Genomic DNA, 12,451 nt, shown 5'->3' with positions numbered 1-12,451 from the left:
TAATTTCACTTAAAAATCTTCGGACAGGCTCAGGTAATAAGCCGGCTTGGATATTTTGGAAAGATTCGACGACCATGCGATATCGAGCCGGAGAACGACATAGCCCAGATTGATCCTCGGTCCCCAGCCATAACTGAGATGAAGATCCTTGAGCTTGCCGTTGTCGAAAGCACGAAAATCCTTGGCTTCGTCGAATACGGTGCCCAGATCTGCAAAAACGCTGCCGCGGATGTTTCCAAGCGTGATGGGCAACGGAAACGCCATGGCGATGTATTCAAAGAAGGGAAATCGCAGCTCGGCATTGATCAGGGCTTTCTTTTGCCCATTGAGATCGCCTTCGTAGGCACGGACACCATTGTAGCCTTTAATAGTAAATACTTGAGTGCTGTCACCTACTGTCACTCCGCCAATACCTCTGAAAGCCAAGGCGTATCGCTTGCTGAAAAGAGTGTAGCTGCGGATATCGAGGTAATTGGTGAGGTATTCCATCTTCTTATCGGCAATGCTGGTACGTAGTGTATAATAAGCACGCCAACCCACCAAGGGTCCGGTCGAGCCATATAGAGCGTTGTCGTGCACCAAACTGATAGCGGGGGAATAGACCCAACTCTTTTCTGGATTGGTGAGATCCGCCCAATTGCCTTCGGTGGCGTCGGAATTCCAGATCCATTTATCCCAGCTCCATTCCCGTTGATAGACAAGCTGTTCAAAATCGGCTCGCAGGAAGCGGTTGAATGGATAGCGGGTGAGAAAATAGGCGCCGGTCTGCCGCTCGCGATACTTCAAATAGTCATCCGGTCCCGGAATGGAAAACCGGTAGATCGTCTCGTCAAAGAGATTGAAAGCGCCGATGCCAAAATCTGCCCGGCGTTTCAGATAGAGATAGCTGAGCAGGAGGTTGGACTTTTCCAGCTTTCCGGCGATTCCGGCATTGATGCCGATGCCGTGGTTGCCCATCATGTCACTCAAGCCCAGTTCGATATAGCCGATCGTTCCCACTGCGGAGGAATATGCCAGCCCGCCCCAAAGGCTGTCCAGGCTGAAACGGGTGTGATAGGGTTTCACCTGCGGAGGGTTGACTATTGCATCGGGTCGGTCATCATAGCTGAAGTCCCGAAAGAGGTTGAGGGAATCCTCGCGGGTGAAGCTGAATTCCTGGATATCGCCGAGGAAGGGTCTGCGGCTGTCATATTGCGGAGCGGGATTGATCCGCCGCGGTTTCTGTTTGGGGCGTTTGCCAAAATAGTCCAGATCGCGGAGGTTGATGTGGTCTAACAAGTCGCGCTCACCGGTAGATAGCTTTGCCTCGGGATAATCCGTATATTCAAGGTTGGAAAACGGGTTGTTGCCAAAATAGATGTCCCAGGCGCCGTTGAAGTAGCTTGAAAAGACCAGATAGAGTCCGTCCTGGGAAACGTCCCCGCTGAAAACTCCGGACAGAACCTCGGTCATTTGTGCTCTTTTTCCGCTGGGAAGATCAATGGTCATCAGATTTGTAATTCTATTTTTTTCGGATACATAGATCAGCTTTTCGCCGCTGCCGTCAAAGAGCGGGAAGCTGCTATTTGCCTCTCCGAAGGTGTGTTGGTGAATCTGACCGCTATCCAAGTCATAGGTGTAGATATCGCGGGTGAGATTGGCAAAGAAGCCCTTGCGCTGACCATTAAGATCCAGGCTGCGTTCGGAGGAAAAAACAACACTTCTGCCATCCGGCGAAAAACGCGGTTGGGCGTCATCATAATAGTCGTCGGTCAAACGGGTCAGTTCTCCGCTTTCCGGATCGAATAGAAAGAGATCAGACTGCATTTTCATCTGTCCGGCGATCACGATCTTGCCGTCTATCGGAGACACATCGATTTCATAGATGGCGGAAAGCTGCGGCAGTGCATAACTTTCAATGATCTTGCGCTGTTCTACGTCCATGATGTGGATGCGATCGCCGTTCGCGGTCTTTGCCGAAAAGGCGATGCGGCGGTTATCCGAAAACCAGGCTATATTAGAACGGAAATAATAGAATTCCTCCAGCTTCCCGCTGCTCTCTCCGGTGATCAGTTTGCGAGCGGGGGAAAGCCCTTGTGTGCCTGCTATCCAGATGCTGTAGCGCGCTCCGCGGTTGGAAAAAAAGACATAGCGTTGTCCGTTCGGCGAAAAGCGGGGCATAAAGTTGAAATAGGATCCGTCCTTGGTGTGATCGGTGCGTTGTTCAAAATCTTCCTTGGGCACGCCATGGGTGTTCATCGTGGGAAAATAGTCCCGCTTGAGCTGATAGCGCCAACGGGATTCAAGCTCTTTGAATTCCAGTCCGAAGACCTTCTTGGTGGCGTCTTGAAAGCTATTCATCGAACGGATGGCGTAGAAATACTCGGAGACCTTTTCCCTGCCGTAAGTATTGGCAATATAGGTCAAAAAGCTCTCGCCCAGGCGGTAGGCATAATAGCCCTCGATGTTTTCCAGCGAAGGCAGACGGTCATTGACCACCATATCCAGCACAAACATGTTGTTAAAGTTATCCTCACCGCCGATGGAGAGAAATTCCGGCAGCCCTTCCGAGAACCAGAAGGGGAAACCGGTGGGGCGCAAGGAGTTGAAAGCATTGGTGATGCGGTCGTCCAACGCGTTCACGTAGGCATGGACGAGTTCATGGACGAGCAGCTCTTCCAGCTTGGAATAGCTGCCCTCAAAGGGAATCACCACGCGGTTGCGCAAGCTTTCGGTGAAACCGCCAACCCCTTCCGTGAGGATGGGATAGATGATGTTTGTGCTTTGAAACTCCGTCTTGCTGCCATAAAAGATGATCGGGATGCGGCTGGAGACTGGAAAGCGCAGATCCGCTCTCAACAGATAATAGGTCTCCTCAGCCATCAGCGCCGCGAGCTTGCCAAATTCGTCATTGCCCGCGGGGAAATAGATATCGAAGTGCATGGTCTGAATCATCGACCAGTCGGTTAGCTTGCCATTTACCTTGTTTTGACCGAAGTTATATGCACTTGCCAGCGCCGCCAGAATGAGCAGCAAGACAAGCATGAGGGTCTTTTTTATATTCATTGTCTTTCCTAAAATATACTGAATTTGACGTATTTCTTGGGATTTGACTTCACGTCTTTGACGAGAGCGTCAAGGTTGTTCACGGATTCCATCAGGCGGCGGTATAGCTCGTCCTCCGTCATCACCAATCCCGCGCTGCCTTTACCGCGATTGACGCCATCCACGGTCTGATGCAGCTTACCGGAAAGAACTTGCAGGCTGTCCAGGGTATGATTCAGGTTTTGCATCGTCATTGGTGAGGAAGCCAGCACGTTATTTACGTTTTCGCGGTTGGCATTCACGATTGAATTGATCTGAGCGGTGAGGGCATCGATGCGCGAAAGCACGGCACCGATTTCGGTATTCATGTCCGTCGCGAGGGCATCAACAGAGCGCGCCGCGGCACCTGCATCGTCTATCATATTGGATGATTTGCCGATGATCCCTTCCTTAGAGCCCAATTGTGCCATCATGGATTTCATTTCGTCGATCGCCGAAGAGGCTTTGGCAACGATGGACATCACACCTGCGGGGGATTCTCCTGTGTGGGTTTTATCCATCGCCAGCCAGGTCTCACGGCTGCCTTGTTCGATGAATAAACCCTTGCCGCCCATGAGGCTGCTATCCGATATATAGAAGCGGCTGCCATCTTTGAGTTTAAAATCTTTGCCGATCTTTGCAGATACGAAGACGCGATCTCCCTTGATACGGATCTCGCGGATTCTACCCGCTTCCATGCCGCGGAACATCACTTTATCCCCTATTTCCAAGCCCATCACGTTGTCGAAGCTCAGTTTCAGTTCCTGTTGGGCGCCTACGTTCAAACTGTTGGTGAGCCACAAATAGCTGATCAGCAGGAAAAGTCCAATGATCAGGGTGAAGAGCCCAACCTTGACTTGAGTTTTGTATGTATTCGTATAAAACTTCATCATCCGCTGTCCTGTTATCAGGTCTTCAGTTCTTTCTTTTCCGCCGCGGGGAAAAGGATATTGTTGAGGATCAAGCGATAGCCGGGTGAATTGCGATGCAGATCCAAAATCGTTTCCGGATCCCCCACCTTGTGTTGATAATCTTCAGGGTCGTGTCCGCCATAGAAGGTGAATGTCCCTTTGCCGATGTTGCCGTGGAGGTATTTCACTTCGTTATGGGAAGGCACTTCCGCCAGGATGATCACGCTTTTTTTGACCTTGTCCTTGAAGAAGGAAGTCGTCTGTCCGAGGAAACCGTCGATCACGTTTGTGTGGCACTGCGTGAGCATTGTCGGAACGGGATCGTATTTGGCGGAGAAATCGAAGAGCTGGAAATAATCCGCCTCCGCGCCGCGCAGCATTGAATAGTCGCTGGCGTCGATATCCGAGAACTCATATTCGAAGGGATTGGTCTTGAGCTTAAAGTTCTCAAAGGCGAAACAGCGGTCAAAATTGAGCTTGCTCTGATAATTGGGATCGATCCCGTCGCCATCGATCAGCGCGTCCACGATGTCGATTCCATGCGCCGCCATGGCAATGTCGTAAGTATCCGTTGCTGCGCACATGGCAAACATGAATCCTCCCTTAAAGACGAAATCACGAATCTTTTCCGCAACCGCGTGTTTGAGCTGCCAAACCTTTGAGAATCCGTGTCTTGCAGCCATTGTCTCGTTCTCGCGCACATCATCCTGATACCAGGGCATGTATCGATATGAGCCATAAAACTTGCCATACTGCCCGGTGAAATCCTCGTGATGCAGATGCAGCCAGTCATAGTCCGCAAGCTTTCCCAAGAGAACCTCATCGTCCCAGAGCCGGTCATATTCGATCTCGGCATATTCGAGCGCGAGGGTGACGGCGTCGTCCCAGGGCAAAGTATTGGGAGGGATATAGATGGCGATCTTGGGTTCTTTTTCAAGCACCACGAATTCCATGTTGGATTCCTGGATTTCGCTCATGATGGATGCCACCTGAGCGGAAGCTATGATCTCATATCTCACGCCACGGATATTGCAGAGCGCAGCGATCGCGTCGCTATCTGGAAAGAGAAAGCTGCCGCCCCGGTAATTGAGCAGCCATTTCACCACGTATTGCTGTTTCAAGCCTGAAAAAGCCACTCCGTATGCCTTGAGATGATTTGTCTGGGTGATATCCATGGGCACCAATATCTCGGCTCCCAAGGCGCACAGTGCCAGCAGTAAAATCATCGCGATCAATATCTTGCGCATCATCATCCTTCTACCCCAGGGAAAAACTCCCGCCGCAGCATATCCAACAGCTCTTGTTTTCCCCACTCGGGATTTTCAAACCATCGCTCCTTCGCTATTTTCAACATTTCTCCTATAATACTACCCTCGGAAATGGCAAACTCCTCCATCAGGTCTCTACCTGTCAAGATAAATCTTTGCATCACCTCTTTCAACAAGCCGATTCGCCGTCTTAATGCTGGAATTTGATCCGGCAGACAGTGATCAGGATGGTGCGACAGATTGTCCGCATGAATGAGCCCCAAGAGCAGTTCCAACTTGTCATCGCCGTGCTCCATATAGCGACGCAGGGTGGAATCTTTCAGCTTTTCGCCCTTCTCGCCGCCTTGTTTGAAAACCATGTGTTTTTCGATCGCGAAGGCGATATTGACGGCATCGGCTTTGCGAATGTGAAAACGTTTGAGGATCTCTCTCGCCAGGTGGGCGCCGACGCTATGATGATAATAGAAATGGATGTTTCCCTTATCGCTGAGCGTGAGAGTTTGCGCTTTGCCAACGTCGTGCAGGAGTGCCGCGAGACGCAGATTGGGGATGTTTCCGGTCTTGCGCAGCACCTCCAGGGTGTGATAGTACGCGTCCAGATGGTGAAAGTGGTTTTGCGCAAGTCCAACCAACGCTTGCAGTTCCGGCAGGATTTGTGTCAGGATGCCGGTCTCACGCATCAGCTCGATACCGGAAATCGCGGCTTCGATATCCGGCAGAGAGATGATCTTGCAAAACTCCTCCGCGATCCGCTCTTCGGAGATGTCTTTGATTGACGCGTTGCTAACACAAATCGCCGCAAGCGTTTCCTCATCGATGGAGAAATCCAGTTGAACGGCAAACCGGATCGCACGCAGCAAGCGTAAAGGGTCTTCTTCAAAGACTCCTCCGGGATCGCGAACGCTGCGTATGACGCCATTTTTCAGATCCTCAAACCCCCTTTGAGTGGGGTCAAACAACGCTCCATCGGAGATATTGATATAGATGGCATTGACGGTGAAATCCCTTCTTTTGGCATCGTCAAGCAAATCTCCCGCAAGCACCGAAGGCTTTCTGTTCCTGGCGCGGTAGCTTTCTTTACGGGTCATCACCAATTCCAATCGCAAACCCCGCAGAATGGTTGAAGCCGTCCCAAAAGTATTATAGACTGTTGGGTGGGAAGTGCCCAGCCTTTGGTGAAGAAAATGTGAAAGCAGCACTCCGCCATCGGGAAACTCGACCGCGATATCCACATCCTGAGTGGATTGTTCGACGTATTGGCGCTCTTTGGAGACGGCATCCGAAAGAGACAGAAGATAATCCCGCACGCAGCCTCCGGTAAAGTATGTTTTGCCCTCAAAAGGAGTTCCGGATATCGTTTCCGCAAGCTGAAGACGCAATTCTTCCAGTTTCACAGCAGCGCTCCGATCACGGTATTTGATATGAACAAAGCCTTGCTTGACAAGCGGATATGATTCTCATCAAACTCCAGCAAGTCCAAAGCTGCCAAACGCTTGACCGCCTCGCACTTTTCTTTCATAAAATCAACTCCGAAACGTTTCTTATATTCGGCACTATCCATGCCCTCTATCAGGCGAAGGCTCATCATTGCATAGTCCGCGGCGTTTTGGCGCTCATCGGAATGCTCGGTATTGGGGAAAACCACGCCGGCATCGATGTCTTTGTAATACTCTTTTAGCGAAGCGGCATTCTGATAACGCCTGGGCGGCATCCATCCGGCAGCGGAAGCTCCCAAGGCAAGCCAGGGATCGGAATTCCAATAAAGCAGATTGTGTTTTGAACGAAAGCCGGATCGCGCGAAGTTTGAGATCTCGTAGTGCTCAAAACCCGCGTCTGTCAAGCCTTCACGGATGGCATGATACTGCGCGGCGAGAATCTCGTCTTCTGGTAGAGTAGCCCGCTCTTTTTGCTTTTTCCCGAGCGGCGTATCCTCATCTAAGGTAAGCAGATAGCATGATAGATGCTCAGTGCCCAAAGCAAGGAAACGCGCGAGGTTTTCCTTCCCGCTTTGCTCACTCGAACCCGGCAGACCGTAGATCAGGTCAAGCGAGATATTATCATAACCAAACTCACGCAGGAGAGAAATCTTTTCGGGGATTTGCTGAGCCCGATGACGTCTTCCAAGATAGGCAAGATCATTGTTATCAAGGCTTTGCACTCCGATGGAAAGACGGTTCACGGGGGTTGAAACCAGTTCCTTCAGATAGGAAGACGTGATCTGCAAAGGGTTGATTTCAAGCGTGATTTCGGCATTTTCCTTGAGCTTGAAACGCGAGCAGAGCATGAAAATCTCCTCCGCGCTCAAAAGCGATGGCGTTCCTCCGCCAAAGTATATCGTATCAAGCTCTTCGCTCAAGAAATCCCGATAGAGGCCTATCTCCATATCCAAGTATTCAAGATAGCGGGAAAGTGCGGCGCGGGAATAGTCCTGCGAGAAAAAGCTGCAATAATCACATTTCCTGAGGCAGAAAGGAATATGAAGATAGAGCCCTAACGGGCGAGGCGGAAGATTCTGTCCCATCGTGTGTGCGGGGTGTCGAACAGCTTGTTATATTCGATACCCTTGGAAAAGAAGATCAGCCAAGGCGTGCCGGTGATGTCCTTTCGATCCAGAAATCCCCAATAACGGCTGTCTTCGCTCACGTCGCGATTGTCCCCGAGCACGAAGTATTTGCCCTCGGGCACTTTGATTGGCCCGAACCAATCGCGGTTGAAAAAGTTGCGTCTGGCGATCGCGTCCGTGGAATCCGTTTCCACTCTAAATGGTTCATACCAGCGGCTTTGCGCCACCCAATCCATCGTGAAGGGGCTCATCCGGTGTTCGTGAATGATCCTTGGCGGGGAGGGGGGAGCGGGTTCGGCGACGTCATAGCATTCATATCCGCGCTCGAATCTTTCGCCGTTGACAAAGACGATCTTGTCGCGCACTTCGATAGTGTCTCCCGGCATGCCGATCACCCTTTTCACCACATTCTTTCTGGCATAATAGGAGAGGTGCAAAAAGGTGAGGGGAAACTTGCTAAAACTCCCGCTTTTATTGATATAGATCGGATGGAAAATCCTGACGAAGTCCTTTTTATATTCCGGGTGTTCCGGTGTGCCTTCCTCGATCTTGGGATAGCGGAAAGTGACGATGTCCTCGCGTTGGGGATCGGTAAAATAGTATTTAAGTTTGTTCGCCACCAGATAATCGCCCACCAATAGGGTCTTTTCCATCGAAGAAGAGGGAATCATGAAGTTCTGAAACGTATAGTTGCGGATGATCATCGCCACCACGAAGGCAAAGAGGATCGCCTCCACCCAGTCTTGGACGAAGGGCTTGCGTTTGCGAAACTTCTTGCCATCCGGTAGAGGGGTGATCGTTCCGGCTATTTCTTTTGTATCTTGCTTTTGTTTCATGTTTTTCAGGGACGCGCGTTCTTTCATGAACCTCATTTCCTTATTTTTCGGAATTTATGGAACACTCCCAAGAGCCCTTGCCTTTTGTCAAGCGGGAAATATTTTTTAGTGATTCTTATGCACTGAGCAAGGCGGGTGAGAAGCAGAGATTTTTCACCACGGAGATTCAGAGGGATCAGAGAAGAGAGGCAGAGAAAGTGATGTAGTGATGTATGGTATTTGCGTTCTCTGAATATCCGGTCCGCAGCATCGGCATGCTGCGCTACTGGGAAAGTCGCTGTGTTTGATAGGCATATTTCCAAAAAACTCGGTATTACACCGCTATACTCACCATCTTTCCTGGAACGACGATAATCTTTTTGACTTGGCAACCTTCCAGGCTGCGCTTGACGTTTTCTACCTCGAGAACTTGCTGTTTCAAGGTTTCGTGATCGATATCGACAGGCACTTCGATCCTGCCGCGCAGTTTGCCATTGATCTGGATTACGTAAGTGATACTATCCTGTATGAGATAGCGCTCCTCATAATCCGGCATGCCGCTTTCGTGAAGCATCGTCTCAAAGCCCATCATTTGCCAAAGCTCTTCAGCGATGTGGGGCGCGAAGGGATAAAGCATTTGGGCAATGATACCGCAGGCTTCACTATAGACCGCCAGATCGGCATCGCTCAAGGATTCGGGATTCTTCACGGCAATGCAGTGATTCAGATGTTCCATCGTGGCGGCGATGGCGGTATTATACTGCATGCGCTTGAGACAATCCTCGCGCCACTTTTTGATGCCTCGGTGGGAGCTGAAAAGCAGGGGTTTCATTTCCGGAGAAACATCCTCCGGCTCTGCGCTGCAAGCCATGCCACGCTTGATGGTTTCCAGATTGGATTCGATCAATCGCCACACGCGGTTCAGGAAACGGAATGAACCCATGACGCCGTCGTCGCTCCATTCCACGTCTTTTTCCGGTGGCGAGGCAAAAAGCAAGAATACGCGCAAAGTATCCGCTCCGAAACGATCAATGATATAGGTAGGATCGACGGTGTTGCCTTTGGATTTGCTCATTTTGGCGCCGTCTTTGGTGACCATGCCCTGGGTGAGCAATCTGGCAAAGGGTTCGTCCTGCTCCAGCCAGCCAAGATCGCGCATAAACTTTCCGATGAATCTGGCATAGAGCAAGTGCATGCAGGCGTGTTCGATGCCGCCGATATATTGATCCACCGGCAGCCAATAATTTCCCTTGACCGGATCAAAAGGAAGCTCACTGTTTTGGGGATCCGCATAGCGCGCATAGTACCATGAACTATCTACGAAGGTGTCCATCGTATCCGTTTCGCGCCTTGCGTCTTTTCCGCAGTCCGGGCAAGGCACATTGATCCATTCCGGCACGGAAAGCAGCGGGTTATTTGTGGTTTTACCCACTTGAACGTTGTCGGGAAGCAGCACGGGCAGATCGCAATCCGGAACCAGAACGATGCCGCAATCCGGACAGTGGATCACCGGAATGGGATTGCCCCAATATCGTTGGCGCGAGATTCCCCAGTCCCTCAAACGATAGGTGGAGGTGCGTTTGCCTCTGCCCTCGGCTTCAAGCTCTTGAGCGATTGCACCCTTGGCGGCTTCGCTTTCCATACCGTCAAAGGCTCCGGAATTGACCATGATGCCGGGTTCGATATATGCTTCGGTCATTTCGGACAGGATCAGGTTTTGAGTATGATTCTGGATCACAATCCGCATCGGGATGTCATACTTTTCGGCAAATTCAAAATCGCGTTGGTCATGCGCGGGGACAGCCATCACGGCGCCGGTGCCATAATCCATGAGGACATAGTTCGTCACCCAGATCTGCACTTTTTCATTATTCAAAGGATTGATACAGAACCTGCCGCTGAAGATGCCTTCCTTGGCGGTGTCCGTGGCAGTGCGCGTCATCTTGTCTTCGTTGATGACCTTCTGGCAAAAATCCACAAGCGCTTTGTTTTCAGTATCTTCCATCAACCATTTCTGCACCAGCGGATGCTCCGGAGGCAATGCCATGAAAGTGGCGCCAAAGATAGTGTCCGGACGAGTAGTGAAGACGCCGATGGTTTCATTTGTGTTCTCAAACGGAAATTCGATCAAGGTGCCTTCGCTTTTGCCGATCCAATGCTTTTGCATCATGATCACACGCTCCGGCCAGTCGATCACTTTGCTGAAATCGAGCAATTCCTCTGCATACTCGGTGATCTTAAAATACCACTGCTCCAATTCTTTCTGGACAACTTCGCTCTGGCATCGCCAGCAGGCACCGTCCTCGACCTGTTCGTTGGCAAGCACTGTCTGGCATTCGTCGCACCAGTTTTGAAAGGATTTCTTGCGATAGACCAAGCCTTTTCCAAAGAGCTTTTTGAAGATATATTGTCCCCACTTGTAGTAATCCGGACGGCAGGTGCTGACCTCGCGATCCCAGTCCAGTCCAAAGCCCATGGCGTCAAACTGGCTGCGCATGGCGGAGATATTTTCCTCGGTGGTAATCTTTGGGTGTGAATTGTGCTGGATGGCATGATTTTCCGCAGGCATGCCAAAGGAATCATAGCCCATTGGCTGCATCACGGCATAGCCTTCCATCATTTTCAGCCGCGTGACCGCATCGCCGATCGAATAGTTAGACGCATGCCCGATATGGAGAACGCCGGAGGGATAGGGAAACATCGAAAGGACATAGTATTTTGGTTTTTCGGAAAGATCCGGAGCGTTGAAAATGCGTTTTTCGCGCCAAATCTGCTGCCATTTTTGCTCGATCTCATGAAAAGGATATTCCATTGTTTTCTCCATCCGGCGGCGGATACTCAACTCCGCCTGCCTGTTCGATTTATCTTTATTTGTGCCTTTTTTTGGGAAAAGCGGAATCTGTCAAGCGCAAAGGGCGCGGCATTACACCGGAGCACCGCATTCACCAGTTCCGCAGCATGCCGATGCTGCGGAGGAGCCTGCAATGAGTTAAATCATGGAACGCCGACGTCCCCGTCGGCGACACGAAGCTCTATCCCTATGCGAAAATAGCGATGAGCTTGACACATCTGCAAATTACGTAAACCATCCACAAATCTGTAGTCAACCCACAAATCTGTGGTCAACCCACAAATCTGTAACCGATCCTGCGGGCAAGAACCGACGGGGACGTCGGTAATTCCATATCATGGAACGCCGACGTCCCCGTCGGCGACACGAAGGGACTCTATCCCAACTGCTCTTCTCCTGCATTAAGTCATTGCAGTCTAATTCATTGCAAGTTTCTCCGCAGAATCGGCATTTTGCGCTACTCCATAGCATTACGGAGTTAATACGGACTTAGTCCGTAATGAGTCCGTATTGATACCGTAATGCAAAGGGGGAAGACTGGATTTTTGTAGCGCAGGATGCCGATCCTGCGGGTGAACGAGTGAACGGGTGAACCCGTCATTCCAGCGAAGGCTGGAATCCAGCCACGTTTTTCATCTTTTACGAATCTGGAACTGCCACCGTCACAAGCAGATACTACATCGGCATGGGATAATTGGGTAGCCGCATTCTCTCCATTGGGAAGCCGAATTCCGATTCGGCTATGCGCTATGGAATTACCGACGTCCCCTTCGGTTCTTGTCCGCAGGATGGTTTACAGATTGGTTGATGTGTTATGTTTGTCGCTACTATTGCCGACGGGGACGTCGGCGTTCGTGCGCCTGTGAGCGATACATATCAGACAGGTGAAAGTCCTGTTCAGAGCACCGTTAAAACTCTGTAGCCGAAGGTAACTGCGTCACCGTGAGGTGGGGTGGAGAGCAACTGGAAGCGAATGACCA

At 50.8% G+C, this 12,451-nt stretch carries 7 protein-coding genes; all 7 read right to left on the bottom strand.

Annotation, left to right across the window (positions count from 1 at the left end):
- Nucleotides 1–9: 9 nt before the first annotated feature.
- The 7 genes from Q8M98_09185 to leuS all read right to left on the bottom strand — a co-directional run bounded on the left by Q8M98_09185 (nucleotide 10) and on the right by leuS (nucleotide 11,432).
- Nucleotides 10–3,045, bottom strand: a complete 3,036-nt coding sequence (locus Q8M98_09185; protein ID MDP3114938.1) for a BamA/TamA family outer membrane protein — start codon at nucleotides 3,043–3,045, stop codon at nucleotides 10–12.
- An 8-nt stretch (nucleotides 3,046–3,053) separates the two neighbouring features.
- Complete coding sequence (locus tag Q8M98_09180) at nucleotides 3,054–3,956, bottom strand: MlaD family protein (protein MDP3114937.1); 903 nt, start codon at nucleotides 3,954–3,956, stop codon at nucleotides 3,054–3,056.
- Between the two features lie 14 nt (nucleotides 3,957–3,970).
- Nucleotides 3,971–5,221 carry an asparagine synthetase B gene (locus tag Q8M98_09175; GenBank protein ID MDP3114936.1) on the bottom strand — a complete coding sequence of 417 codons (1,251 nt, stop codon included), beginning with the start codon at nucleotides 5,219–5,221 and terminating at the stop codon, nucleotides 3,971–3,973.
- A 2-nt stretch (nucleotides 5,222–5,223) separates the two neighbouring features.
- Nucleotides 5,224–6,636 carry a CCA tRNA nucleotidyltransferase gene (locus Q8M98_09170; GenBank protein MDP3114935.1) on the bottom strand — a complete coding sequence of 471 codons (1,413 nt, stop codon included), beginning with the start codon at nucleotides 6,634–6,636 and terminating at the stop codon, nucleotides 5,224–5,226.
- Nucleotides 6,633–7,763, bottom strand: coding sequence for a radical SAM family heme chaperone HemW (hemW, locus tag Q8M98_09165; GenBank protein ID MDP3114934.1), 1,131 nt, complete (start codon nucleotides 7,761–7,763; stop codon nucleotides 6,633–6,635). Before hemW ends, Q8M98_09170 begins: the two co-directional genes overlap by 4 nt.
- The gene (lepB, locus tag Q8M98_09160; GenBank protein ID MDP3114933.1) at nucleotides 7,733–8,668 is read right to left on the bottom strand and encodes a signal peptidase I; all 936 of its coding nucleotides are present in this window, start codon (nucleotides 8,666–8,668) and stop codon (nucleotides 7,733–7,735) included. Before lepB ends, hemW begins: the two co-directional genes overlap by 31 nt.
- 286 nt (nucleotides 8,669–8,954) lie before the next feature.
- Nucleotides 8,955–11,432 (bottom strand): leucine--tRNA ligase, encoded by a 2,478-nt coding sequence (gene leuS / locus Q8M98_09155; GenBank protein MDP3114932.1) that lies wholly within the window; start codon nucleotides 11,430–11,432, stop codon nucleotides 8,955–8,957.
- Nucleotides 11,433–12,451 lie beyond the last annotated feature (1,019 nt).

It is taken from the genome of Candidatus Cloacimonadaceae bacterium (assembly GCA_030693415.1).
Classification (GTDB): Bacteria; Cloacimonadota; Cloacimonadia; order Cloacimonadales; family Cloacimonadaceae; genus JAUYAR01.
The sequence above is the reverse complement of the archived record's forward strand: the minus strand, read 5'-3'. Positions and strand labels throughout refer to the sequence as shown.